23 protein-coding genes and 1 pseudogene are annotated in these 25,303 nt (G+C 38.6%); 11 read left to right on the forward strand and 13 right to left on the reverse strand.

Annotation, left to right across the window (positions count from 1 at the left end):
- Window positions 1-37 precede the first annotated feature (37 nt).
- The 3 genes from F598_RS0102925 to F598_RS0102935 all read left to right on the forward strand — a co-directional run bounded on the left by F598_RS0102925 (window position 38) and on the right by F598_RS0102935 (window position 4,407).
- Entirely contained in the window at window positions 38-622 is a 585-nt protein-coding gene (locus tag F598_RS0102925) for a DUF3332 domain-containing protein (RefSeq protein ID WP_026302482.1), read from the forward strand.
- Between the two features lie 132 nt (window positions 623-754).
- Window positions 755-3,355 carry a T9SS-dependent M36 family metallopeptidase gene (locus tag F598_RS0102930; RefSeq protein ID WP_019037527.1) on the forward strand — a complete coding sequence of 867 codons (2,601 nt, stop codon included), beginning with the start codon at window positions 755-757 and terminating at the stop codon, window positions 3,353-3,355.
- 83 nt (window positions 3,356-3,438) lie between these two features.
- A complete protein-coding gene (locus F598_RS0102935) occupies window positions 3,439-4,407 on the forward strand; it encodes an ABC transporter ATP-binding protein (RefSeq protein WP_019037528.1) in 969 nt (322 codons plus the stop codon).
- Here F598_RS0102935 and F598_RS0102940 read toward each other — a convergent pair.
- On the reverse strand, window positions 4,400-4,861 hold the full coding sequence (locus tag F598_RS0102940) for a Rieske (2Fe-2S) protein (protein WP_245539739.1): 462 nt from the start codon (window positions 4,859-4,861) through the stop codon (window positions 4,400-4,402). The genes F598_RS0102935 and F598_RS0102940 overlap by 8 nt on opposite strands.
- 72 nt (window positions 4,862-4,933) lie before the next feature.
- On the opposite strand from F598_RS0102940, the gene greA reads away from it, so the two are divergent.
- Window positions 4,934-5,410 (forward strand): transcription elongation factor GreA, encoded by a 477-nt coding sequence (gene greA, locus F598_RS0102945; protein ID WP_019037530.1) that lies wholly within the window; start codon window positions 4,934-4,936, stop codon window positions 5,408-5,410.
- A gap of 5 nt (window positions 5,411-5,415) precedes the next feature.
- Here the strand turns inward: greA and F598_RS0102950 are convergent, their stop codons facing one another.
- Both F598_RS0102950 and F598_RS0102955 read right to left on the reverse strand, forming a co-directional pair.
- Window positions 5,416-6,165: a GIN domain-containing protein gene (locus tag F598_RS0102950; RefSeq protein ID WP_019037531.1), complete on the reverse strand. Its 750-nt coding sequence runs from the start codon at window positions 6,163-6,165 to the stop codon at window positions 5,416-5,418.
- A 15-nt stretch (window positions 6,166-6,180) separates the two neighbouring features.
- The gene (locus F598_RS0102955) at window positions 6,181-7,281 is read right to left on the reverse strand and encodes an acyloxyacyl hydrolase (RefSeq protein WP_019037532.1); all 1,101 of its coding nucleotides are present in this window, start codon (window positions 7,279-7,281) and stop codon (window positions 6,181-6,183) included.
- 225 nt (window positions 7,282-7,506) lie between these two features.
- Here F598_RS0102955 and F598_RS0102960 point away from each other — a divergent pair.
- From F598_RS0102960 to F598_RS0102980, 5 genes and pseudogenes are all read left to right on the forward strand, one after another.
- Window positions 7,507-8,003: pseudogene (locus F598_RS0102960) on the forward strand (Riean_0653 family protein).
- Between the two features lie 52 nt (window positions 8,004-8,055).
- A complete protein-coding gene (locus F598_RS0102965; RefSeq protein WP_019037534.1) occupies window positions 8,056-8,853 on the forward strand; it encodes a hypothetical protein in 798 nt (265 codons plus the stop codon).
- 6 nt (window positions 8,854-8,859) lie between these two features.
- Window positions 8,860-9,408, forward strand: a complete 549-nt coding sequence (locus F598_RS0102970; protein ID WP_019037535.1) for a Riean_0653 family protein — start codon at window positions 8,860-8,862, stop codon at window positions 9,406-9,408.
- Between the two features lie 5 nt (window positions 9,409-9,413).
- Window positions 9,414-9,833 (forward strand): hypothetical protein, encoded by a 420-nt coding sequence (locus F598_RS0102975; protein ID WP_019037536.1) that lies wholly within the window; start codon window positions 9,414-9,416, stop codon window positions 9,831-9,833.
- Window positions 9,834-10,016: 183 nt separating this feature from the next.
- Window positions 10,017-11,876: a T9SS type A sorting domain-containing protein gene (locus tag F598_RS0102980; RefSeq protein WP_019037537.1), complete on the forward strand. Its 1,860-nt coding sequence runs from the start codon at window positions 10,017-10,019 to the stop codon at window positions 11,874-11,876.
- 261 nt (window positions 11,877-12,137) lie between these two features.
- Here the strand turns inward: F598_RS0102980 and F598_RS0102985 are convergent, their stop codons facing one another.
- Together F598_RS0102985 and F598_RS0102990 are read right to left on the reverse strand one after the other, a co-directional pair.
- Complete coding sequence (locus F598_RS0102985) at window positions 12,138-12,950, reverse strand: purine-nucleoside phosphorylase (RefSeq protein ID WP_019037538.1); 813 nt, start codon at window positions 12,948-12,950, stop codon at window positions 12,138-12,140.
- Window positions 12,951-12,979: 29 nt separating this feature from the next.
- A complete protein-coding gene (locus F598_RS0102990; protein ID WP_245539740.1) occupies window positions 12,980-13,744 on the reverse strand; it encodes a DUF547 domain-containing protein in 765 nt (254 codons plus the stop codon).
- A gap of 18 nt (window positions 13,745-13,762) precedes the next feature.
- Here F598_RS0102990 and F598_RS0102995 point away from each other — a divergent pair, with 18 nt between their 5' ends.
- Window positions 13,763-14,464: a TIGR04283 family arsenosugar biosynthesis glycosyltransferase gene (locus F598_RS0102995; RefSeq protein WP_019037540.1), complete on the forward strand. Its 702-nt coding sequence runs from the start codon at window positions 13,763-13,765 to the stop codon at window positions 14,462-14,464.
- Between the two features lies 1 nt (window position 14,465).
- Here the strand turns inward: F598_RS0102995 and F598_RS0103000 are convergent, their stop codons facing one another.
- From F598_RS0103000 to F598_RS0103035, 8 genes are all read right to left on the reverse strand, one after another.
- Window positions 14,466-15,080, reverse strand: coding sequence for a TIGR04282 family arsenosugar biosynthesis glycosyltransferase (locus F598_RS0103000; RefSeq protein ID WP_019037541.1), 615 nt, complete (start codon window positions 15,078-15,080; stop codon window positions 14,466-14,468).
- Window positions 15,080-15,586, reverse strand: coding sequence for a rhodanese-like domain-containing protein (locus F598_RS0103005; protein WP_019037542.1), 507 nt, complete (start codon window positions 15,584-15,586; stop codon window positions 15,080-15,082). The genes F598_RS0103000 and F598_RS0103005 overlap by 1 nt, the downstream gene beginning before the upstream one ends.
- Window positions 15,587-15,640: 54 nt before the next feature.
- Window positions 15,641-16,648 carry a phosphotransferase gene (locus tag F598_RS0103010; RefSeq protein ID WP_019037543.1) on the reverse strand — a complete coding sequence of 336 codons (1,008 nt, stop codon included), beginning with the start codon at window positions 16,646-16,648 and terminating at the stop codon, window positions 15,641-15,643.
- Between the two features lie 7 nt (window positions 16,649-16,655).
- Complete coding sequence (locus F598_RS0103015) at window positions 16,656-17,717, reverse strand: nucleoside hydrolase (RefSeq protein WP_245539741.1); 1,062 nt, start codon at window positions 17,715-17,717, stop codon at window positions 16,656-16,658.
- Between the two features lie 22 nt (window positions 17,718-17,739).
- On the reverse strand, window positions 17,740-19,185 hold the full coding sequence (locus F598_RS0103020) for a SusD/RagB family nutrient-binding outer membrane lipoprotein (RefSeq protein ID WP_026302484.1): 1,446 nt from the start codon (window positions 19,183-19,185) through the stop codon (window positions 17,740-17,742).
- 10 nt (window positions 19,186-19,195) lie between these two features.
- A complete protein-coding gene (locus F598_RS0103025; protein WP_019037546.1) occupies window positions 19,196-22,447 on the reverse strand; it encodes a SusC/RagA family TonB-linked outer membrane protein in 3,252 nt (1,083 codons plus the stop codon).
- A gap of 158 nt (window positions 22,448-22,605) precedes the next feature.
- Window positions 22,606-23,268 (reverse strand): DUF2064 domain-containing protein, encoded by a 663-nt coding sequence (locus tag F598_RS0103030; RefSeq protein WP_019037547.1) that lies wholly within the window; start codon window positions 23,266-23,268, stop codon window positions 22,606-22,608.
- Window positions 23,269-23,340: 72 nt separating this feature from the next.
- A complete protein-coding gene (locus tag F598_RS0103035) occupies window positions 23,341-23,721 on the reverse strand; it encodes an SPOR domain-containing protein (RefSeq protein ID WP_019037548.1) in 381 nt (126 codons plus the stop codon).
- Between the two features lie 200 nt (window positions 23,722-23,921).
- On the opposite strand from F598_RS0103035, the gene F598_RS0103040 reads away from it, so the two are divergent.
- Window positions 23,922-25,286 (forward strand): c-type cytochrome, encoded by a 1,365-nt coding sequence (locus F598_RS0103040; protein ID WP_026302485.1) that lies wholly within the window; start codon window positions 23,922-23,924, stop codon window positions 25,284-25,286.
- Window positions 25,287-25,303 lie beyond the last annotated feature (17 nt).

The raw sequence follows: 25,303 nt of genomic DNA on the forward strand, positions 1-25,303 counted from the left end.
CTTTTATATTGATAAATCAACATAAAAACCTAACATCATGAAAAAGAAAATTTTTATTTGCGGAGCCTTATCAATGACCCTTTTAAGCACAAGCTGCTTAGGTTCTTTTAGTGCTTTTAATTCTTTAAGAGACTGGAATGACGGATTAACTGACAATAAATTTTTAGATAACCTAATTTTTTGGGCTTTGAATATCGTGCCTGTTTATGGATTATTCATCGCAGGTGATGTTCTATTCTTCAATTTTTTAGAATTTTGGACGGGTGATAATCCTATCGCTATGGCAGAAGGTGAAGAAGACATCCAATATGCTAACATTGAAGGTCAGGATGTAAAAATGACAGCAACAAAAAATCATTTCACAGTAGAAGTACTTTCAGGAGAAAATGAAGGTAAAACTTTAGAAATGGTTTATACCCCAGAAAATAAAACTTGGAATGCTATTGGTGAAGATGGAGAATTGACCAAATTAGCTTCTATGCAAGATGGTTTCTATATGGTATATACACCAGAAGGAAAAGCGATTCAAATGGATCCATCTGCTTCTAAAGAGCAGAACATGGCTATTTTACAGGGTAAAGTTGCAGATTACGAAACCTCTATGTGGGCTGAAGCTAAATAATATAGCTTATCCATATCAATATCAAAACCACTTTTTTTAAAGTGGTTTTTTTAATTTTTAAAAATTAACAAGTGTTAGTCTAGATTAAGTTTTTTTATGATTATGTTGCTTAAAAATTAATAATTATATAACATGAAATTAAAATTACTTCTATTTCTACTAGTGTTTGGTCTAATACCAAATGCTTTTGCTCAATCTCAAGTTGAACTGGTGAAAGATTATCTGGATCAAAATAAAACGGAGCATGCGCTATCTAATGAGGATTTCTCAGACCTTAGACTTAATTCAAAACACTTTTCAAAAAGTACCGACGCAGAATTCATTTACATACAGCAGGCATATTCTGGAGTGCCTGTATTTAATTCTATAGGAAGTTTTGTTATTAAAAATAATCAAGTTAAATATGCTACTTATAATTTTGAGGAAAACCTTAGCTCTAGAATTGTAAATCAAACCCCTTCCTTAACTCCAGAAGAAGCTTTAAATTCTGCTGCTACTCACCTTGGAGCTGGACAGCCAAATGGTCCTTCAGTGTTAGAGTCTAAATCAACTACGGACTATTTATTATCAGATTCAGGCATTTCCATAGACGATATCCCGGTTAAGTTGGTTTATTTTAAATCTGATAACGGTACTTTCAATTTAGCCTGGGATTTATCTATCCATATGGTAGATGGGTCTCATTGGTGGAGTGTTCGAGTAGACGCGCTAAATGGAAGAATTTTAGATCAACAGGATTGGATTGTTAACTGTAATTTTGATCATTCGCCTTTGGCAGATCGAAAATTAAGGACTCCTTCTAAAAACTTAAAGTCTAATAATTATGTAACTGCTTCTACCGCTGTAGATGGATCCTCATACAATGTTTTTCCTTATCCGGTAGAATCTCCAAACCATGGGTCGAGAGAGTTGATTAGCAATCCCGCTGACTTAGAATTTTCACCTTTTGGATGGCATGATACCGATGGCGTTGAAGGCCCAGAGTTCACTATTACGAGAGGAAATAATGTTAATGCTTATGAAGATAGATCTGCAGCCAATGTTCCTGGCTATTCTCCAGATGCTGGTGAATCTTTGGTTTTTGATTATCCTTTGGATTTTAATCAGCCACCAGCATTGTATGAAGATGCAGCGATAACGAACTTGTTTTATTGGAATAATATCATACATGACATGTGGGCTCACTACGGATTTGACGAGGCTGCAGGAAATTTCCAGCAATTTAATTACACAGGAGAGGGAAACGGCAATGACTATGTAAGAGCTGAAGCTCAGGATGGTGGTGGTATAAACAATGCTACATTTGGAACTCCTCCAGATGGAGTTCGCCCTAGAATGACAATGTTCTTATGGAATCCAGAAGGCCCACCAGCAGAAAATTTAACTATTGCTGCTCCAGAAACTTTAGCCGGCTCTTACGCTGGTGTCCCTGCCGCCTTTGGGCCAATTCTTGGTACAGATCCTATAACCGCAGACTTTGCTTTAGCAGTCGATGTGGAACCTGACCCAGATGAAAACGATATTTGCGAAGATCTTGCGAATGCTGGTGAGCTAGACCAAAAAATAGCAATTATCAGAAGAGGATCTTGCTCATTTGTTAGTAAAATAGAGAAGGCAGAAGCTGCCGGAGCGATAGCAGTGATTATGGTTAATAACGTACCTGGAGAAGCTATAACTATGGGTGGTGATGATACAGGAATTTCAATTCCATCTATTATGTTGAGTCAAGCCGACGGAGAAGCTATTATTGCAGCGCTTCAAAATAACGAAGTTGTTTCTGGAACCTTAGTCAATAACGGTCCTTTCCAAATTGATGGAGATTTTGACAACGGTATTATCGCCCATGAGTACGGGCATGGTATATCCAATCGTTTAACAGGTGGTGCAGCTGCAGCATCTTGTTTGACTAATGATGAACAAATGGGAGAAGGATGGAGTGATTGGGTAGGTCTTATGATGACTATAAAGCAAGAAGACCTTGCTACTCAAGGTAGAGGTATTGGTACCTTTGCTGTATCACAACCAACAAATGGTAATGGAATACGACCATTTCAATATACTACAGACACAAGCTTGAACCCGGCAACATACGATCTTACCAACAATCCTGGATTAAGTCAACCTCACGGTATTGGATTTGTTTGGGCTACTGTTTTGTGGGATCTTAACTGGGCCTTAATCGATCGTTATGGCTTTGATTCTGACCTTTACACTGGAACTGGTGGTAATAATATCAATATGCAACTGGTCATCGATGGTATGAAATTACAAGCTTGTTCTCCAGGTTTTATTGATGGAAGAGATGCGATTTTAGAAGCCGATAGGTTAGCAAATGATGGAGCTAATCAATGTTTGATTTGGGAAGTTTTTGCTAGTAGAGGATTAGGCTGGAGTGCAGACCAAGGAAGCTCATTTAGCAGAAGTGACCAGGAAGAGGCTTTTGATCTTCCTCCTACAGATGTTTTAAATTGCTCTTTATCTAATGATGGATTTGGATTAGATAGTTTTGGTATTTACCCAAACCCTGCTAAAGAAAGCTTTAAGTTAAGCTTAACCAACAGTGATTTGGCCAATTCAAAAGTTGATATTTACGATATGAATGGTAAATTGATTCTTTCTCAAACCTCTGATAATAATCAACAGGTCAATATTCAAACTCTCAACTCTGGAATGTATATTGTTCTGGTAGAGTCTGGAAGCAAAACCTACACGAAAAAACTTATCGTAAGATAAAGTTGGATCCTAAAATAATTTGAAAGACCGAAGTCATTTGACTTCGGTCTTTTTGCTTTGATTAACTTTGAAAAAAATATAGAATGCTTAATGTAAAAGACCTTTCTTACCATTATCCAAACGGCGAAGGAATAACCCATATTTCTTTCAAACTTGAAAAGGGAGATCATTTGGCCTTTATAGGTGAAAGCGGCTGCGGCAAAAGCACGCTCATTAAGTGTCTTTACGGATTGATGGACCTCGATCAAGGGAGCATACTTTGGAAAGGCGATAAAGTTCTTGGACCAGCGTATAATTTAGTTCCAGGTTATAGTAAATTCAAGCACTTGTCCCAGGAATTTGATTTGATGCCTTTTACAACAGCAGAGGAAAACATCCAAAAGTTCTTATCCCGCGAAACTCCAGAAGACAATCAAAGGCGAAGCGATGAATTGATTTCTCTTTTTGAGCTTGAAGATGTCAAGGATCAAAAAGTGAAAACTCTGAGTGGTGGTCAAAAACAGCGGGTTGCACTGGCTCAGGCCTTAGCCAATCCTCCAGAACTGATTCTGCTAGATGAGCCGTTTAGTCATATTGATCAGTTTTTAAAACATCGCTTAAGGCGGCGTTTATTTCAATTTCTAAAAAGTGAACACATTACCTGCATTTTTGCGACCCATGATGCCGACGATGTCTTATCTTTCTCAGACTGGACAATGATTTTAAAACAGGGGAAAGTCATAGATCTTCGTTCTACAAAAAGCGTTTACAATAGCCCAGTTGATAAGTATTCTGCATCTTTATTTGGAGATGTGAATTTGATAGACTCCAAAGCATTCCAATTTGAATCAGATCAAAGTCAAATATTGATATATCCCCATGAAGTAGATGTTGAAGAAAGTGCTCAATTTACGGGTAGGCTAAAACATTGTTATTTCAAAGGCTCACATTATTTGCTTGAACTGGATTATAACTCTCAAACCATATTTGCACAATCTCAATCTCCTTTTGAAGAAGGAAGTCAAGTCAATTTTGAGCCGAATTTTAAAAAAATAAAGCAGCGATTCAATTAAAAATTCTTAGGACGCCGCCGCTTTCTGTAACGCGGTATGCAAACAATGGAAAGCGCAAATCCTCTTCCAAAGGTTGTCCAGTGATTAAGCTATAACTATTAGGTTCTCCGTCGCAATTAGATTCAGCATTAAGACCGTCTATGATCAATCTTGAGCAGTCTCTCGGGGTTAGGTTAGGGTCCGCAGCGTCCCAGGCTAAATAACTGCTTCCAGAGTTAACAACTATGAGACCTAAATTGCCCTGTCCGGGAATATAAACAGAATTTCCACTAAAGTTGAGATTATTAAATTGTGGCAAATTTAAGTTGACTTCATAATCTACATTAATATTGAGCAAATTGGGATTTCTTCTTACGTTGTCATCTTTTTCACAACCTAAGACAATACATATTCCGATAAAGAGGTAAACAGCTCTCATATTAAAGTTAAGGTGTTTAAGACCTATGTAATGCAAAACTATTATATTTGTGTATAGAATCTCGAAAACTACCGGGATTCTTTTTTGTTATATATAAACGTCGAGATTATGAGTAAAGTATCTTATTACACAGAGGAAGGTCTAAAAAAGCTAAAGGCTGAATTAGACCACATGCGCGATGTAGAACGTCCTAAGGCGTCACAAGATATTGCAGACGCCAGAGACAAGGGAGATTTAAGTGAAAATGCTGAATATGATGCGGCCAAAGAGGCACAAGGTATGTTGGAAATGCGCATAGCTAAACTGGAAGAAGTCGTCGCTAATGCACGAGTGATAGACGAGTCCCAATTGGATACCTCCAAGGTGTTAATCCATAGTAAAGTTAGGTTAAAGAATACCAAGATGAAGCAAGAAATGACCTATAAATTGGTCGCTCAAAGTGAAGCTGATCTCAAAGCAGGTAAAATTTCTGTGGACTCTCCCATAGGTAAAGGACTTTTAGGGAAAGAAGCAGGAGATACAGCCGAAATAGACGTGCCTAACGGAAAGATTACTTTTGAAATTTTAGAAGTGACACGTGATTAAAAGCTTTATTCGAAAATAAGTTTGCCCGTATAAAATTCTTCAACCTCCACTTGTGGAGGTTTTTTTATGCTGATGAGATTCCCAGAAGATCGAAGTTCTCCTTCAAGGCGTTGACTGGGGTTCACAACAGCATCTCGGAAGGATCGATGGAAAAAGGTAATGGTTTCAACTTCAAGCTCGCGCGCAAGGACAGTCCCAGAGCCAGAAAAAGTGCCAAAATTAAAGAGCTGAGTCTTACCACTTATTCTGAAGTCTGAGATGCCGTTCCCTACAACATTAAGCCTTTCATTATCAACTTCAATAGTAAAATTTCCAAGGTTGAGGGCCTCAGATTGATTAGAATCTTCTGAGATCAGGCTGAGTTCAGGGAATTCTAAAACATTGGTACTTATGACTTCAAATTGAGAGGAGTTTCTCACCCGATTCAACTTAGAGCTTTTCAATCTAATAACAATAGGAGCTTCAGAAAATCCAGTTTTGCAAAGCCCGTTTGTTTTGAATTCGTATGCACTATCATTTTGAATAACCTCAAGCTTATCCAAATGCTTATCACCTCCTTCAACTTTAACCTCATCCACTTCGCTGAAGGTGATTTCAAGGCGAATATTTTCTCGAATTGTAATCTGTTCTAAGTTGGAGATGTTTAAGTCTCTCAGTTCTGTTTGATCGCTACTTTGTAAACAGTCTAAGGTAGCTTCAGTATCGCAGCTTAACTGCGTGAGAACAAAAAGTATTAAAACTATAATTTTTTTCATTGAATTCAATTCAAATTAAAAACGCAGGCCTACACCATATTCTATAGCTTCTGCTTTAGAATAATGAGATTTAAGCATTAATGAAGCATAAAAATGTTCGGTAAAATAGCGTCTTAGTCCTACTTTTACATACTCTCTATCCAGATAATCGATAGGGTAATACACATAATAGCCTACCTGACTCATTACACTCCACTGTCCCAAAAATAACTCATGCCCAAAAAACAAACCAACTCGCCTCCAGTCTTCATCGCCCTGAAACTGGTTTTCCTCAGGGAAAGCAGCCGCGCGATATTGAATAAAGGATTTGACAGAGGGTGTGAAAAAAACATCAACACCAAGGCGTAACCCACTCCGGTGTGATAATCGTTTGTTGATGGATGTGGTTAAAGTCAAAAAAGCTTCATTGGATTCTCCCCAGATGCCGCTATCGTTAGCTCCCGTTGCTGCTAAAATATCCAAGGACCAATTTTTAGAGACAGGCTCCAAAATTGAAGTATCGTATTTCTTTTCAGCATCAGATAGGTTATAGCTTAACCCAGCCTGGAGACCATAATTATTGGTACTGGTGTTAGGCGATTTGGTTTTACCGTTGGAATAGTGTACCAGAAAGCTTCCGACCTTAAAATCAATAGGTAAATTAAAAATTTGCTGAAAACGATATTCTAAGCCAAACAAGATGGAGGCCGTAAACTTAGAACCGTAGGCCGTGTTTCTTGGATTGTCAACAGGATCATAAGTGTTGGGGATATATCCAGCGCCAAGTCCAGCTTTGAGGCTGAGTTTTCTGTCCAGAAAATAAAAACGGTACTCTCCATGGAGGCTATAGACCCGACCTAGTTCTGGCGAGCCCATATTCTGAACTAAAAGAGAGGCGCCGTAACTCGGGTAGTTGTAAAGCTGTTGCCAGTCTTTGTCTCCAAAGGTTTCACGCTCCCAGGAGAAAAGGATTCCATTGGTAGGTCCTTGAATGAGATGTAAGATCTGCGGACTATGCCGCATGATTTTACCGTAGAGGTAATCGACATGGAATATATCTGAGCTGCTCTTTTCTTGTGCAAAGCCTGTGGTCGCAAAAAAACATAGACTTAAGCGGAGAATGGCTTTAGGAATCATTTAAGCTAAATTGGTCGTAGCAAACTTAAAACTTTTTAATGAAGTGAATTTAAGTTTTGTAAGTCCCTTTTGTTATGACCTGTGAGGTTTTTGAAACCTCACAGGTCTTTTTAACATTTTTCTCCCAAAAACCGCATCAAGTTTATGGTCAAACCGTAGTACAGAAATAGATATTTAAGTTATCTTTAAATAATTGAATTTCAGTTTTTTAAAAATTAAATCGATATGAAAAGAAAACAATTTATTCTTCTGATACTATTCTTTACCATAGCTGGATTAGTGAGTATTTCCTGCAACAACGATGATGACAATAATTCTCAAAACCCAATTAACCAATTACCTCCTGCAACTCAAACTGGCGAAAACACATTTGGAGCTTTATTAGATGGAGAACCTTTTATACCAAGTGGCGGAACAAACCCATTAGATTGTGTTTATCAACTGATTAATGGAGAGTACTACTTTTCATTACAAGGTAATAACAGAGATAGTGAAAACAATGGGCGATTAATTGGTTTAAGCACAAATAATCTACAAATTGAACAGAGTTCGGAATATTTTCTACAACCAATGCAACAAATACAGGTCAATTAACAATAACTAAACTTGATACTGATAATCAAATCGTTTCAGGAACCTTTTGGTTCGACGTTGAACATCCAACCACTGGAGAAGTTTTAGAAATCCGTGAGGGACGTTTTGATATGCAATACACTGAATAATATAATCAATCAAAAACATAAAAATTATGAAAACACAACAATTCTTTTTAAGATGTTGCTATTGGCTTTAATTAGCTTTAGCTCATATCTAAATGCTCAAACGGTATCTAACAACTTTGCCAACACCATGAATGATGTTTTTGCAGGTGTAGATTTAAACCGTGTACCACACCATTTATTAACCGATTATGCTATGGAATTTGTAGATATACGCTCTTATAATGGCGTTAATACTGCGAATAATTATGTGCATAAAGGCATCTATACATCGGCATATAATACATTACTCATGGCACGTACCAAAACCAATGTGCCAGATTTAGTAAACCCTAATCTATTTGAAAACAACTGGAAAACAGCAAGAGTACCTTATACCATTGCATTATCTGGTTTGTATTATAAGTACTCTCGCATTAGAGAAAATGCCCATCCTAATGCCATAACAGTAAGTAACAACAAGCTCTATGATAAATATACCAATGACATTTGGCAAAATCCTTATGAGACCGATAATGTATTTATGATAACTGCACCCATATTAAAATACAACTATAAAAATATGAATGTAGTATTGCCAACTAATCTATGGTATAGCAATCAAGATAGTCAAGTACAAAGTATTGCCGTAAATTTTAATGATGGTAATGGCTATCAAGCTATTACAATGGGTCAAATTATCTATGTTAGCTATAATAATGAAGGGACTTATACTTGGGATTATAAACTAACACTAACCAATGGGCAAATACTATACAGTCATAGCAAACTTATTGTAGGTAGCCAAATTGCGCCAATTGGAGGTGCACAAGCAACTACAGCCTCTTGGAGTAGTCATAAACGTAAAAACTAAACTGAGATGAAAAACTATATAATATACATATTCATTGCATTATTATTCACAAGCTGTGATAATGATGATGATAATAGTACAAGTAATCCCTTAGACCAATTACCACCAATGACAACCACAGGCGAAAACACCATAGGTTGTTTAGTTAACGGCGAACCTTTTACAGACAGCGGATTAATGAATAATTTCTACCAGTTTGTAAATGGAGAATATTTTCTCGCAATTAATATGCAAAGAGGATTTTCAAATGATTTCGAAGATGCAAGTATAAGCATTAGAAGGATAGAAGTATTTGAAGGTGAAACATATATTCTAAATATGAATTCTATTCAAAATGATTTCACAGGAGGTTCTGCTGGCTATGTTTTTTCAAATGATACTGATTCAGGTGAGTTTGAAACTAATCAAGTTTATCTCGGCTCGATTACTTTTACTCGTTTTGACACTGAAAATCAGATAATGTCCGGTACATTCGAATTTCAAGCAGAAGAGATTACAACGGGAGAAGTTGTCAATATTACTAATGGAAGATTCGATTTAACATTTACAAACTAATAATCATGAAAAACTATATAACACTAATGATACTTTGCATTTGTATATTTCAAATAAATGCTCAGATATTTACGCAAGATATTACCGCAAGTAGGGCCTTTGATGGTGTTTTTGGTTCTGCTACTTTGCAAATAGATGATGCAGGAAATGATGGTATGATTACAAGACCACTTATTGTTGCCGAAGGCTTTGAAAGTGGTTTACTTGGAGCTGAGAATCCTTTTGGAGAAAATGATATCAGAAGCTTTTCAAGAGGTGTAAATCTAGGTCAATCAAATAATCTTGAATTTTTTCTAACAGGAGGTACAGTAAATACTACAGGTGACCAAGATTACGACATTATTTACGTTAACTGGGATAATGGAAGAGATGATTTACGGCGTAATGCCTATGTATTACAAGAGGTTATTAATTGGGTAAACTAAGAAAAAGTTGATGCAGGCAGTACCGAGCAGAATGTAGTGTTAGGTCAAAGCATGGGAGGGCTTATAGCGCGCTATGCCCTTGCAGATATGGAGCAAGACCCAAACCAAGACCATGATACTCGTTTATATGTTAGCCATGATGCACCACATCAAGGCGCAAATATTCCTATTAGTATTTAGTATTTGGCAAGGCATTTAGCCAATGAATTTGTCAGCACACCAGTAGGCGATTTTAATCTGCCAGCCGCAGGTGGTGGATCTGTAACCATCAGTGATATAAATAATGTGTTTAATAGTATTGGTACACGGCAGTTATTGGCAAATAATATTAATGCTATTTTTGAATTAGACAATAATGCTTTTGATAGTTTTCAATCCGATTTACAAACAAAAGGGTATCCGCAGCAAACACGCAACATAGCTATAAGTAATGGTAGCCATTGTGCTAATGACCAAGAAATTCAAGCATTACAAGAATTGTTGTATTTGAGCGGAGATATAGAACCTACCATTCTTTTAGATACTATTATTAATTACTTTCCCTTATTATCTTTTGTCGAAGGTTTAGGCTATGTCGGTTTAGCTATTGTTCTTGAAGATCCAGCTTACTTAGCTGGTTTGTTGCCGGACAGAACAAACCTAAACGCCATGTTCCAAGCAAAATCGCTACCTGCAGTTGGGCAAATTGGGACTATTTACAAAGGTCGTATTAGAATTACTAAAAAGATAAATTTTATTTTAGCGACATTGACTTATAATATAAATATAACAGATCGTAACTTGCCTAATCCAACGGAAGTTCAGCTCCCTTTAGATTCTTATCCTGGAGGAGCATTTAATACACCTTTTGATTTAACTGAACTTAACGAAATCGTTGGTGGTGATATAGATTTTCTTATTAATCTAAATGTAACGGCTCGTACCGCAAACAGCTTTAATTTTATTCCTACTATCTCAGCGTTAGATGTTGGTGGTGGTTCTACGACTTTAAATAACAATGATTATACAAGATTCTATACGGCAGCTAATCCACCAATTGGAAATAAAGAAATTCCATTTGACAATTTCACCACGTCATTTGACTCTTCGGGACTTAATGAAACACACATTTCGTTTAATAGAAGAAATGGTGATTGGCTGGCTGCGGAGCTTGATGAGAATAATGAAGTTTTCGACTGTAGTTTTGTTTGTAGCGATATCAACATTACAGCCCCATCACTGCTTTGTACTTCAGGCACCTTTAGTGTTACAGCGGGCGCAGATTCGGTGATATGGTCTGTATCGCCTTCAAACAGTGGTGTAGCCATAAGCTCCGGGCAAGGTACCAACGAGGCTACTCTAACTTTAACAGGAGGTTATTCTGGACAAGTTACAATAACAGCCAATTTAATATCAGGGGATTGTGGAAATGTATTATCAAATCCACTTGTGATTTGGACTGGTAAACCCTCTACTCCAAATCCAATTGTTGGTCCAAGCTCTGTCAATACTGGTGCTCTGGTGAATTATCAAAGTGGAGGCTCTTCTGGAGCCACTTCTTACGAATGGTGGCTACCATTTCCATACGAAACTGTAACTACATTCGACTATTTTGGGCAAAACTGGCAAAAATTATCTGGAGCAAGCTCCTCTCCATCTATTCAAGTCTTTACGGGTTATGCTGGTACTAGTGGAAATATTCAAGTGATGGGTAGAAATAGTTGTGGGATTGGAGGTGCTAGAATATTAAGTGTTAATCACGGTGGCGGAGGTGGAGAAATTCCTGTAGCCCCTCCTGGTGATGATGAAGAATATAAATTTATTGCTTACCCTAATCCTTCTAAAAATTTACTAAACATTAATGCTATAGATACATCTAAAAGTAATGGCATTTATACCTCTGTAAGTGGTGGCCTTTATAATTTAAATGGAAAAGAAGTACGCTCAGTGAAATTTTATAATGATAAATCAATAATAGATACTTACGGATTGAAAAGGGGCGTATATATTTTGAAAGTTTATTATGATAATACCATTGAAACTCATCAGATCATTGTGGAATAGTAATTTATTTAATGTATGATTAGATTTTTAAAAAGTTTTAGCCACGTGAGGTTTTCAAGACCTCACGGGTCTTTTATGTTCAGGTGAGTGAAGCGCTAAGGATTGAAGTGAAAAGCCCATTGGTGCAAAAAGCATTTTTAAACGATAAAGTCTGGCAAAGCGACCGGCGGAAGCTCTTTCCAGACTTGTAGAGGTTGCTTTTTGCTCATATGGCTTGTAGCGGAAAGCCTGCCTTTGTCGGCAGACAGGACCGTCAACACCCTAAATACTTTCTATAAGCCCTTTAAACAAAGTCACCAGCTTTGGCTCTGCTTGCTTTGCTACCGCAATAATTTCTTCTACATTTACCGGTTGTAAGTTGTCGGGATCACATTCGTCGGTTAACACCGATATGGCGGCGACTGGCAGTTGTAAATGATTAGCGACAATCACCTCAGGCACGGTACTCATCCCTACAGCATCGGCGCCAATGATGCCCAGGTAACGGTACTCGGCACGGGTTTCCAGCTGAGGGCCCACCACCGAGGCGTAAACGCCTTGATGTAAAGTGATATCCTCTTGTTTAGCGATGTGTTTAAAAGTTGTATTCATCTCCTTATCGTAAGGGGCCAGCATATCCACAAAGCGTTCGCCAAATTGAGACACGCCCTTAAAAGCCAGTGGCGATCCTCCCTGTAGATTGATGTGATCGTCAATTAGCATCAAGTCTCCTTTTTTGAAGTTTTTGTTGATAGCGCCTGCGGCATTAGACACCAAAAGTTTTTGGATGCCCAGTTGCTTCATAATCCGAACAGGGTATGTGATGTCTTGAAGCGAATAGCCTTCGTAAAAGTGAAAACGCCCCTGCATCACTACGACTTTCTTGCCCGAAAGCTCACCATAAATAAATTTACCCTGATGAAACTCTACCGTGGCGGTGGGAAAATGCGGAATGTGGTTGTAACTGATTTCTTTTTCGATGTCAATGTGTTCGATAAGCTGGCCTAGGCCAGTCCCTAGAATAATACCAATTTCAGGCTTCTCGAAGCCCTTCTCCTTTAGAAAGGCTACGGTTTTATCAAGTCTGTTTTTCATTTCGCTAAAAATTCTATTAATTAAAGGTCTTAAAGTGCTCTGTAATTGCCTAAGCTTAGGGTCCAGTCATAGGATTTAAATTCGATGGTTTCCGCGACTTCTGGTGTTATGCCATAGGAATGTAAAATCTCTTTGGCGCCGCTTTTACCTCCAAAATCTCCTCTAAACCAGGACATTAAAGCCGTTGTCTTCACGGTTTGTGTAGCGTCGTCGTAGGTGCTATGCTCTGTGAGGTAAGCGGTTGCCATGAGGTCTAGCTCTTCATCAAGTCTTTCTGCTGAGTAAATGGCTATCGGCGGACAACTGATGGCCCCACAGTTGAGGGCAAAATGTATACGCCAGTCTACTTCATTTACTCTTAGTTTTCGCTCCCATTTAGGATTAAACCATTTTTTGAGATAACCCAAAGACCATTTAATTCTGGATTTCCTGATGATCCCGTGTTCAATATCATCAAAGGATAAAAGCTCTCCTGCAATTTTGATGCGGGGTTCACTAAAAAACTGACCTCTCGTATCCGCATTGAACAACTCAGGTTGCTCTGACAGGATTTTTTGTATGTAAGCGTTATAAACGTTGATCCAAAAGGCTTTTTTTTGATTGTCAGTTTTTAATTGACCAGTCAAATCCTCCAAATTTGTAGTAGATAAAATCTCGATCTGAGCTTTGGTCTCTTTGCCGTTTTTGATGTTGGAGAGCAACTCTCGAGAACATTCGATATAGTCGGTTTGCTCTTGTGCCATGCTGCTATTAAGGCACATAAATGCCGTTAAAAGGACTAAAATCTTCATCATAAAACGTATTTTTGAGGTATGCTTAGTATCATCATACCAAATTACAACGAAGAGAAAAACCTGCCCAACCAATTAACGTTTTTACAGGCTAAATCGGAGCAGTTTCCCATAGAAATCATAGTCTCCAATTCTCCGGAAACCACAGACGCCAGCCCAGAGATTTGCAAGTCCTATACTAAGGTTCAGTTTTTGGAATGCGAACGCAGTGGCCGAGCCATACAAATGAATTTTGGGGCTTCTAAAGCCAAAGGTGACATCCTATTATTTCTCCATGCGGATATTCAGTTGCCCGATGATTTTTACGAACAGATCACAGGCGCTATAGATGCAGGCAACCAATTTGGATTTTTTGCCTACAGGTTCGATCGCCGTTCTTTGATGCTGAATATCAACAGTTATTTTACCAAAAATGACGGGGTGTTTGCTGGTGCAGGAGACCAGGCCCAATTCATTACTAAGTCTGCTTTTGATAGGCTGGGAGGCTTTGATGAAAACTATTGCATTATGGAAGATTTTAAGTTGACGGATACCGTGCGTCAACACAAACTACCATACACGATCATTCAAAGCAGAGCAACAGTAAGCGCCAGAAAATACGATAAGGGGTCCTGGCTGAAAGTCAATTTGATCAATGGTTATGTGTTCTTGCTCTACAAACTAGGGACTGAGCCACAAAAGCTGAGAAAAATTTACAAAGGTTTGTTGAGAGAAAAGGTATAATTCACTCTACTATCTTTCCTTCAATAATCGCTTTTAGGTCCTGATGTTGTAGCGCATTCTCTACATAGTCGATATCGGTTTTGGTCTCTAGTAAGGCATACTTCAAGCCTTTTAAATCCTTAAGTGTATCCTTGAGGACGGTCTCGGTACTCCAGGCTTTGTCCAGAAATGCACGTTTATAAAGCTGGGTCATGCCCATGAGGTAAAATCCGCCATCCTGGGCGGGTCCAAATACGAGATCGTGAGCTTCCAATTCCATAAAGGCCTGGTCCAGGTCTGTCACTTTTAGTTCCATCAGGTCACTGCCAACGATGCAAATTTCGGAATACCCCTGTGCAAACCCCCATTCAAAAGCGGCTTGCATCTTTTCACCTAAATGACCTTGGATTTGGACTTGTTTTTGAAAAACATCCTCGCCCCAAAGATCATGGTGTTGAATGGTTTCAGAATAAAACACTACCCGATCGGCTTCTACCTGTGCTAAGGTTTCGGCAGTGTGCTTCAATAATGTTTTATAAACCTCTAAGGCTTTTTCGTCTCCAATACTTTTGGCTAAACGTGTTTTACACTTTCCCAATTCAGGGTTTTTGGCAAACACTATCACTAATTTATGCATCAATATACCTTTTGTCCTCGTTCTAAATACTTTCCCCAAAAACGGTTATAACTATGGATTCTCTCGGTTGGTTTTTCGCTTTGGTCAAACACCTTGTGTCCTTTATTGAACCAGTCAAAGATACCGCCGTAGAGGTTATAGACATGTGAGTAACCAGCGTCTTGTAGTTCTTCACCTATATTTTCAGATCGAACCCCAATCGAACAGTAAACCACAATAGTATCATTTTTTGAAATCTTATCCTGAATCGCTTCTAATGTAAAATCATCATAGCCAGCATAAATAGCATCTTGGATGTGGCTAATGCTATATTCTGAGGGCTCCCGCGCATCTAAAAGTTTGACTTTAGGATTTGATTTTCTTAGCTGAATCAAATCTTCAACGCTGATGTATTCTACAGAATTGCTGTTGTAGCGCTCTAAAGCCTTTTCGATTTGACTTTGAGACCAGCTTGTGAAAGAAAGTCCCAGTAGCATGAAGGCTAACCATAACAACCGAATATTCATTTGATTTTGTTTTATCCTGGGTTTCTAATCTTGTAAAGATACTATCTTTCTTTTTTAATCATCGCTAAGCAATAGTGTTCTAGCCTCTTTCAACAAAGACTCACGCTGGGCGAGATCCAGACTAAGTGGAAGCTGAGCTAAGCCTAAAATACGTCTTAAGATTTCTACAGCCATAAATTGTTGACATAAGCTTTCGTCAATAGGATTCAAGTTCTTGTAGGTTTTTAGGGCTTTTTCTATGGTTGCTTCAGTTTGATTTGCCATTTTTAAATGGGCCAAAGTCACACCAATCTCAAATTCGACTTCTCCAAAAAAGCAAAATTCAGGATCGATGAATTTTATGCCAACATCTGTTTTTAACCAGCTGCCCGGAAAAAAATCTCCATGAAGTAAGGTGGTTCCATCTTGTAAATAACGTTTACCAAGCACTTCCACTTTACGTTTTAAATGCTCATCCTTTTTGAAAGGCTGTCCAATAGCTTTTAAGCCTGGAAGAATGTCGTCTAGATTGAGGCCATTGTTTTCTAGGTAGGGATAGATAAAAATGTGTTCGTGGTTCAGCTTTCGCATTTCCAGATTTGGCAGACTTGCTCTGGTTGTGTTTGTATTTATACTATTGTGTAAGTCCGTGATAAAACTCATAATTTGTTCCAGCTCAGCTTCATCGATGATTTGGCCTTCCTGATATAGAAAAGTGTAATCCACTCCGTCACCTAAATCTTCCAGATTGAGAACATGATTTGCTTTATCTACACCTTTGAGCTGAGGCATCTGTCGACTTAGCGACTCATGCTTTGCCACCATCTGATAAAACTCGGCTTCTCGAAGTGCTCGCTCTTCTGGGGCGGGTACCTGAGGATATTTTTCAACGTAATTTCGGCTTTGCTTGATGATAAAACTACGTTCTTTAGTTTTGACCCTAATGGTAAAATTCATATTGCCATCACCAGGGACCTCTACGGCGGTAATCTGTTCATTTAATTGTAACCAGGTCTGGGCTTTAAGGTAGTTTTCTAGACTGGCTTTATCGGCAGTTAATTCTTGTACGTGTTTCAAACTCATATGAATTTTATTTTAAAAGACTTTGCATCAGCTTTTGATGATAATCTTCACTTACATCATAACAATAAGTGATTGGCGCCCCTTCAGATGTATTGCAAAGGAGGTAATTTTTAAAATGATGACCTGAAGCCTTTAGCTTCATATCGTTAGGATGTATTTCAAGATGAGCCTTGAGTTCTTCTTTTACAATATCCTCTGGAGCCATAAGATAATGACTGGCCAGAACATCAAATGGATTGAAGCCTTCTTCCCCCATCGCTTTCCACTGGTTGATCCAGGGTTGAGATTTTTCAGCCATCCATTGTGCTCCTGGACTGCCTCCACTCAGAGCTTCAAGATCGTCTTGAGTGATCCAGACTTTATTGGAGATTTCAAAGGGACAAAGCACTACAGGGATTTCGTTCTCAAGAAGAATACGAAAAGCATTATTATCAAGGTCAAAGTTCAGATCCGGGGCGTGTCTTACAGTAGGTTTTCCAATCTCAAAATAAGCTGTCGGACTCCGTCGACCCGCGACCAAAACCACTTCTTTGATTTGAGACTTTAACTCAGGATAAAGTAAAACTAGGGTAGCAATGTTGGTAGCAGGGCCAATAGCTAAAATATGCAAAGGCTCTTTTTTCAATTGCTTTGCGAGCGCTTCTACCGCATCATTAGTTTGAATACTGTCCAGGTTCATAGCTTTACCAGCTCCTTTGTAAACAGGAATATCATAAGGTGCAAATTCTGTTGACATTTTTTGGGACAGCCTAAAAGCATCATCAATTCTGGTGTTGCCAAAGACTGCACTCATGCCTTTGATAGATATGTTTTCAGCTTTGAACAGCTGTAATATGGCGTAACCGTCATCCACATCGCTGTAGCCCTCACGACCATAACGTTCCATACCAACGGCAACATCCGCATCAATCCAAACCTTTTTTTTAGATTCTGGTGTCTGATTCTGTTGCATTTGACTTGATGCTGCCTCTTGGTCATTCTTTTCAGTAGAATCGGTTTTACTTTTTTGACAGCTTAGCATACCAATGGCAAAGCAAGTCAAAAGGCTAATTTTTATAAGATTATTCATGAGTTTTCAGTTTTGAATTCGATTAATTTTCCCACCAGTTTGTGGAGTTGATGTTATCTCCACCGATGCGTTCTACAGCGGTTTCATAATTTTCTTTGTTGACCGCCTGTTCCGATTCCGGATATAAATAGCGTACAGGGTATCTGTCATTATTGAAGTTATCGGGTCCTGGTGTGAGTTCTGGAATCCCTGTTCTTCTTACATTGAACCAGGCTTCATGACCTATCATAAATAGACTTAACCATTTTTGAGTCAGTATTTTTTCCAAATTATCTTCAGTTGAACCATTTAAAGCAACGGCCTCTCTCATAAAATAATCGTCAGGCACCGTCGCACCATAATAGTCAAAATGCGCTTCAATGGCATTTTGATAATAGGTGTTGGCGTTGCCAGAAATAAAGCCGCGTTCTGTAGCTTCAGCCAAAGCAAATTGCACTTCAGAATACAACATAATTTGTGCATCAACTCCATTGGGCATGGCTCTGAATCGGTCTGATAAAATAGAAAGATCGTTTAAATCTACGCCGTTTTCACTAATACTTTGTGTACTTAGTCCATTTTGTAGACCTTTAAATTCTGGAGCTCCAACCAGAACACTTTTTGGGGTAGGTTTAAAAAACACACCTAGTCTAGGGTCATCCCATTCTTTGAGTTGATTCTCTACCGTTTCACTCATTTTTAGACCCTGGTAAATACCTTCAGAGGCATTGAACAAAGGAAATTGATTTGGAGCTGCACTTAAATAAGGTACTACAGCATTGTCGGCATTGGATTGCATAAGCTGCCCTCCATCAGCAAGTTCCTGTAGCTTGGTAAAGTCGGTAAGTCTATTGCTGATGCGTAATCTAAACCGAACCTGAAGAGAGTTGGCAAAACGGATCCATTGGTTAAGGTCATTATCAAACATTATATCTCCACTTATACTTTCGCTGGTATTTTCAAGCTGAAAAGCTGCCGCTTCCAGCCGGGCTAATAAACCATCATCTGAATTAGTATAGATCTCTTCCTGTGTGTCATAAACCGGTGTAAAGTTGAGTTCATCAAACTGAATGGCTTCCGTGTAAGGCACATCTCCCCACATATCCGTCAGTTGAGAAAACAGATACACTTTGTAAATCTCTGCAACCCCATCATAGGCTTCATTGTATCCTGGCAATTCTTTCATAGACTCCAAATCGGTTAGAAGTCCGTAAATCATATCCCAATAACCACTGTTGCTTCCTAATTCATAACGATCTATTCTCTCAAACTCAACATCAGCATTGAATTGTGCTAAATAGTTATTAAGCCTTAAGCCTTGATTATAAGTATGTTCGTTGATTTGCTCAAAAATGACATTGGTGAGTAAAAACTCAGGACTTACCTCCTGGGGGGCATTAGGATTATCATTGATATCTTCGAAGTCTTCTGTGCAGCTTAAAGCCAACAGAGACATAATTAAAAGTAAATAGACTTGTATAGGTTTCATAACTGAGATCTTAAAAATTAGTTTTTAAACTGATCCCGAAACTTCGGGTTGAGGGGTAAGAAAAATCTTCAACGCCTTGAACGATATTTCTTTCCTGAAGGGCATTCAGCTCTGGATCAAAATGTGGGTTTTCTGTAAACAACAGTAAGTTGCTGCCTATAAGTCCAATCTTTAGATCTTCTGTACCTAAAGATTTCGCAATTTTATCAGAAAACGTATAATAAATGCTGAGTTGTCTCAACTTGACATAGGAAGCGTCGTAAAGCGCACTAGCTTCATTCCCTCGGTCGTAAAAGGCATTGTTGTAAGTGCTGGCGGCGACAGCTGTGGTATTTGGTACATAATTAGGATTTTCTGCAGTGCCTACATTGGTGACACCTTGGCCAATAATTCCGTTCCCATCCGCAAATTGAGTGTTTGGTGAACCTCCTTCTCTTCCCAGTAAAGTTTCTTGCAAAACACCAGAGGTGCTCCCTAATGCTTTTATTCTTGAAACGATAGTACCGCCCTGGCGCCAGTCGAATAAAATATTAACATCGAAATGGCTAAAGGAAAAACTATTGTTGAAGCCAACAGAGAAATCTGGATTGTAATTTCCAAGTTTACGGAGAGTAGGATCCTGGACCGGTAAACCATTGGCATCGAAAAGAGTTTGTCCATCGATTTCTACAAATCCAGTTCCGAACATATCGCCCACGCGACCGCCTTCTCTGGCGATATAAAATACGGTGTTAGAACCTCCACTGCCGCCAAACACATTAGCCGTAGCTGTCACAAATTGATCTACACCTTGTGGAAGTTCGGTGACAACACTTCTAAAACTGCTAAAATTGATATTAGTGTTCCATTGGAAATCACTCGTTTTGATTGGTGTGGCTGAAAGCATTAACTCTATACCTCTGGTCCTAATCTGGCCCCCATTTTCATTAAAGCTAGAAAAGCCACTGGCAGTAGAAATAGGTCTCGAAATGATCTGATCTTTACTGACGTTTTGATAAACCGAGGCGTCTAATTGAAGCCGTCCTTTTAAAAACCAGGCTTCCAATCCAGCTTCATACGCATCCAGGCGCTCTGGTCTAAGATTAGTGTTTTGTAAGACTGTGGCGTTCGTCACTCTGAAATTGGAGCCGTAATTTCCATTTAAATCAAAGGTTTGTGTGTTTTGAAAGGGATCTGTATCATTTCCTACCGAAGCTGCACTTAGTCTGAATTTCAAGAAAGAAATTGCTTCCGGCAACTTTAAGCGTTCTGAAGCAATATAACTTAGTCCAGCCGAGTAATAACTAAACGAATTATTTTCTGAAGGTAGCGTACTGCTCCAATCGTTTCTAAAGGTGAAATCAGCATAAAGTTCATCTTTATAAGCAAAATTAGCTGTGCTGTACACACTATTGATTCGTTTTTTAAAACGTTCGCTATTGCTAAGCAGAGGGGAACGTGAATTGGCTAAGGTATAAATCTCAGGAAGTGCTAGCTGTGAAGCTTCAGAAAAGGAATATTCAATTTCCTGATCCAGTCTGTTAGCTCCTGCGGTTAATGTATAATTCCAGTCTTCGTTGATTTTATCCTGGTAAGTAAGTAACAGGTCAGAATTCATCTCTGTAAAACGAACATTATCTTCTCGGTAAGAGCCAAACGGATTGGCGTTGGTGCTCACGGCCCTTCTAAATGTGCGTTTATCGTCGTAAGTATCTATACTGGTTCTTACCTTAAGCGATAATTTTTCGGAGAAGTTGTAAACTGCATAGGCATTTCCTAACACCCTGTTTTTATCAAAACTATTGGTGTTTTCAAATAAGGTGAGGTAGGGGTTGGTTAGCCATAGGTAATTGATATCAAAATGCTGTCTGCCGGTTTGTCCAGCCTGCCAGTAATCTCTCAAGGCTCCAATATTGGTCTGTCGTCCAGTCCAGTTAAAGCCATAGAGCACATTTTCATAACCGTAGCCTAAATTTGGCCTGTTGCCGCTTCGTGTGTTGATAAAATTTAGAAAGGTGTTGACTTCAAGTTTATCACTGAGCTGTTGATCCAGACTTATCGAAATACCATCGCGTTTAAGATCGGTATTGGGAACTATGCCTTCGTTACGGAGGTTGCTATAGGATAATCTCATTCCTCCAATATCTCCTCGCTTGCTAATGGCAATATTGTTTTGATAAGTGATTCCTGTATTAAAGAAATCACGAACATTATCGGGTCTGGATATCCAGGGTGTTGGCGTAATTTCTGTAAACGAACCGTCTGGAAATCTTCTCGCAATCACATCTCCTCCTCGCACAGGGTTGCCATTGATGTCTACCGATGGACTATCGAACTGAGGAATTAAAAGCCCAGCATCCAACCGTGGTCCATAGCTACTGATTGCTCCATCATTCACTCCGGCTCCTACACCATCTTGAAAAGCGTATTGCCCATTGGAACCGACGCCATATTCATTTTGATAATCTGGTAAAGTTAATAAAGTTTCAATCGTAAAATTACTGTTGATGCTTACCCCAAGGCCTTCCGATTTTTTGCCGCGTTTTGTGGTGATGAGAACCACTCCATTGGCGGCTCGCGTACCGTAGAGTGCAGCAGAACCCGCACCTTTCAAAATCGAAATAGATTCGATATCATCGGGGCTGAATTCTGAAGCGCCATTTCCATAATCTACTTCTTGCAAGGCACCATTATTCACTAAGTCACTAGTGATTTGCTGATTGCTGATGGGTACACCATCAACAACAAACAAGGGTTGATTGCTGCCACTCAATGAATTCTCACCACGAATAATAATTCGTGAGGAAGAACCTACACCACTGGAGCCGTTTGTGATCTGGACTCCCGCGACTTGCCCAGCCAGTCCATTAACCATATTGGTTTGCGGGACGTCAACCATTTGTTTAGAGTTGATGGTAGAGACCGCCGAGGATAATGAGCGTCTTTCTTTTTTTATCCCAAGTGCAGTTACTACTACTTCGTTGAGTTGTTCTTCAGAAACCTCTAGGGTAATTTCTTTTTGGAGTTGCCCATTTCTAACCTCTAAGCTTTGGGTTTTAAAACCTATAGAAGAAATTTCTAGAGTAAAATCTTGAGAGTCAGTTTCCAAACTAAACATGCCGTCAATATTAGTAGTGGCGTAATTTTGAGTGCCCTGCTCGTATACAGCTGCGTAAGGTATGGGCTGGCCATTGCTGTCAACAACTTTGGATTCATATACTCTGGATTGAGAAAACATAGTCATGGCGACCAATTGCCAAGAGACAATAAGAATTAGTTTCATTTTTTTAAATTATGTCCGTAATCAGGTTTCGCTAGGATTAGAAAAATCTACATTAAGATTATACCTGGTATGCGAGTTTCGCTTTATTAAAGATTTCGAATAAGATTTGACCCGGAAATTATTACAAGTTTTTAAATTTTTAAAAGCCAAAATTAGGCTTATAAAGGGGAACCCTTGTTGTAATAAACCGAGGAGTAGTTTGAAGTAAAGTGTAGAGGGGAATCTAAAACATTTGTCTTTTGATTAGAGACGATGCTTTCTAAAATCATTTTCAACTTTGAGAAGAAGCCAGGCTTAGAAACAAAATAAATGGCATTTTCCTGCCGATCCATTTCTGCTAAGGCCTCCAAACAGGATATAGATTTATTCTTTAATTCTTCAAGGATTTCACTAAGAAGGGTAGACGTATTCCAGGAAAAATTCAAGAAATTTTCTTTCAAAAAATCATTTTTCTTTAGGCCCCAAAGATAAAAGCCTCCATCGTGTGAGGGCCCAAAACACATGTCATTAGTCTTTAAAACTGTAAGTGCTTTATTAATATGTTGCTTTTGAAGCTCAGGAGAATCATTTCCTATGGTGATAACTTCATTATATCCCAACTCAAACAGGTTTTGAATTGCATTAAGGAAACGCTCTTCAAAAGAATTTCCAACCTGAAGTCGGTCATGAATCCAGTAGTAGTCTAATCCAGAGGTTTTTGCTATATTCAGCACCTTGTTGTTTTGGTACTCAAAAAAAGCTTTTGAAGCCAAAAATCGTTTATGCTTACTCTCTTCTGAAGCTGTTCTTGCAAAAATTAAAAGTGCTGTAGTTTTTCTCATTAAAACCCTTTAGATCTATTTACGAGTTTTATGTCGACTCAGTTTTCTAATATGCTTACTTTTTTAAAAAGTTTATTTACCAGGTTTAATAATCAAAGCATTAGGGTATTCCGATTTGATTTGTTCTTTTACTCTATCGGCTTGAATTCTGTTTCTGAAACTTCCTATCCATACCTTGTAATTTGGAGTTTGGTATACGATTTTAGAAGTTAGATCAAGTTCCATAGCCTCTAATACTTGCTGGCTTTCTTTCGCTTTCTCCAATGCGCCAGAAAAGATTTGGATTTTGTAGGTGGTTTTGAGTTCGTAATTAGACTCTAATTCATGCTTTTTGTTTATCAATTCATCAACCTTTGTGAGTTCAGTTGAGGTTAATTTGGATTGGGCAAACTGATTGAATGTTGCTGCAAAAAAGAATATAATTGGGGCTAAAATGTTAAAAATTTTCGACATATTTTCAATTTTTAAACAAAGGTACTGATAAACCGATAGTCAGAGATTCATATTCTAATTTAGAAAGATTATAAATTGTCATTTAACATATGTAGGTATTCCAGAAACGCTCTTTAAGTGTTACTTTTGTAGTCAATTTTTTGACGCCTAAAACCTATGTATTTATGGGTGTCGCATTGAAAAAGACTAATAAATATTATATGAAAAAGACGATGGAACGCCCATTTATTCTGAAACATTTCTTCCTAGTGTTTTTATTGCTTTTCACCTTAACCACTTTTTCACAAGAAAGTGAGGCTGAGGCTCCTAAGGAAGAAAGTTCTCAAGAAGAGAGTGAGTCTGGATTTGGTTCTTATGTGCCCGATGTGGTGGCAAACGCAGATCCTGCTAAAGGTAAGGAGATGTTCAACTCTCTTTGTGCTGCTTGTCATAAGCGTTACAAAAATGCTACAGGTCCTTCTTTACATGAAGTTACTAAGCGTAGAGATATGGATTGGCTTTACAAATGGATTGTAAACAGTCAGGAGTTAATCAAATCTGGAGATACTCAAGCTGTTCAATTATATGAAGAGTGGAATAAGGTCGCGATGAATGCTTTTCCTCAGTTAAGCGAGGAAGATATGAACAACATCCTGGCTTATGTAGAACAGCCAAAGCCTGAGCCTAAAGTAGACGTTGCAGCCGCAGCTCCAGCAGAAGCGCAAGGTGGTGGTGGAATCTCTACTGAAATCGTATTAGGCCTGCTTGCTATTGTATTGCTCGTATTGTCGGTAATTCTTTATCTAGTCAATAAAACTTTGAACAGATTTGCTGAAGCCAATGGCATTCCTGTAAAAGCAGATAAACCTAAAGGAAAACCGATCTGGGTAGCCTTTGCAGAAAACCAATTCTTAGTTTTGGTTTCTGTAGTCTTTTTACTTCTCGCTGTGGCTTGGGGCGGATATGGCTTCCTAATGCAGGTTGGAGTTGACCAAGGTTACGCACCAATACAACCTATTCATTACTCACACAGAATTCATGCTGGTGAAAACCAAATCGAATGTAAATATTGTCACTCCTCGGCGAGAGTCTCAAAACATTCTGGTATTCCTTCACTAAACGTATGTATGAATTGTCATAAACAAATTGCTGAGGTGGCTGAAGAAACTCAGAAAGAAGGTCAGGAAGAATACGGTGTTGATTACAATGCTGAAATCCAAAAGCTTTACGAAGCAACAGGGTGGGATACTTCTACGCAGTCTTATACTGGTGAAACCAAGCCTGTAAAATGGATACGTATTCACAACTTGCCTGATTTTGCTTACTTCAATCACTCACAACACGTTACTGTCGGTGGGATCGATTGTCAAACTTGTCACGGCCCTGTTGAAACTTATGAAATACAGAAGCAATATGCTCCTTTAACCATGGGATGGTGTATCAATTGTCACCGTGAAACCAACATTAAGGTTGAGGGTAATGCTTACTACGAAAAAATACATGAAGAACTTTCCAAAAAATACAATGTCGAGGAGCTAACTGCAGCTGAGATGGGTGGATTGGAATGTGGAAAGTGTCATTATTAATATTAATACAGAAAATT

The sequence above is a fragment of the Psychroflexus tropicus DSM 15496 genome (assembly GCF_000378765.1).
Classification (GTDB): domain Bacteria; phylum Bacteroidota; class Bacteroidia; order Flavobacteriales; family Flavobacteriaceae; genus Psychroflexus; species Psychroflexus tropicus.

Coding starts and splice junctions, on each gene's coding strand:
- F598_RS0102965 (WP_019037534.1), top strand. CDS start 8,056: ATGTTGCTATTGGCTTTAATTAGCTTTAGCTCATATCTAAATGCTCAA.
- F598_RS0103005 (WP_019037542.1), bottom strand. CDS start 15,586: ATGAATATTCGGTTGTTATGGTTAGCCTTCATGCTACTGGGACTTTCT.
- F598_RS0103030 (WP_019037547.1), bottom strand. CDS start 23,268: ATGAGAAAAACTACAGCACTTTTAATTTTTGCAAGAACAGCTTCAGAA.
- F598_RS0102995 (WP_019037540.1), top strand. CDS start 13,763: ATGCTTAGTATCATCATACCAAATTACAACGAAGAGAAAAACCTGCCC.
- F598_RS0103020 (WP_026302484.1), bottom strand. CDS start 19,185: ATGAAACCTATACAAGTCTATTTACTTTTAATTATGTCTCTGTTGGCT.
- F598_RS0103010 (WP_019037543.1), bottom strand. CDS start 16,648: ATGAGTTTGAAACACGTACAAGAATTAACTGCCGATAAAGCCAGTCTA.
- F598_RS0103040 (WP_026302485.1), top strand. CDS start 23,922: ATGAAAAAGACGATGGAACGCCCATTTATTCTGAAACATTTCTTCCTA.
- F598_RS0102950 (WP_019037531.1), bottom strand. CDS start 6,165: ATGAAAAAAATTATAGTTTTAATACTTTTTGTTCTCACGCAGTTAAGC.
- F598_RS0102970 (WP_019037535.1), top strand. CDS start 8,860: ATGAAAAACTATATAATATACATATTCATTGCATTATTATTCACAAGC.
- greA (WP_019037530.1), top strand. CDS start 4,934: ATGAGTAAAGTATCTTATTACACAGAGGAAGGTCTAAAAAAGCTAAAG.
- F598_RS0103000 (WP_019037541.1), bottom strand. CDS start 15,080: ATGCATAAATTAGTGATAGTGTTTGCCAAAAACCCTGAATTGGGAAAG.
- F598_RS0102925 (WP_026302482.1), top strand. CDS start 38: ATGAAAAAGAAAATTTTTATTTGCGGAGCCTTATCAATGACCCTTTTA.
- F598_RS0102935 (WP_019037528.1), top strand. CDS start 3,439: ATGCTTAATGTAAAAGACCTTTCTTACCATTATCCAAACGGCGAAGGA.
- F598_RS0102975 (WP_019037536.1), top strand. CDS start 9,414: ATGAAAAACTATATAACACTAATGATACTTTGCATTTGTATATTTCAA.
- F598_RS0103025 (WP_019037546.1), bottom strand. CDS start 22,447: ATGAAACTAATTCTTATTGTCTCTTGGCAATTGGTCGCCATGACTATG.
- F598_RS0103015 (WP_245539741.1), bottom strand. CDS start 17,717: ATGAATAATCTTATAAAAATTAGCCTTTTGACTTGCTTTGCCATTGGT.
- F598_RS0102990 (WP_245539740.1), bottom strand. CDS start 13,744: ATGATGAAGATTTTAGTCCTTTTAACGGCATTTATGTGCCTTAATAGC.
- F598_RS0102930 (WP_019037527.1), top strand. CDS start 755: ATGAAATTAAAATTACTTCTATTTCTACTAGTGTTTGGTCTAATACCA.
- F598_RS0102955 (WP_019037532.1), bottom strand. CDS start 7,281: ATGATTCCTAAAGCCATTCTCCGCTTAAGTCTATGTTTTTTTGCGACC.
- F598_RS0103035 (WP_019037548.1), bottom strand. CDS start 23,721: ATGTCGAAAATTTTTAACATTTTAGCCCCAATTATATTCTTTTTTGCA.
- F598_RS0102985 (WP_019037538.1), bottom strand. CDS start 12,950: ATGAAAAACAGACTTGATAAAACCGTAGCCTTTCTAAAGGAGAAGGGC.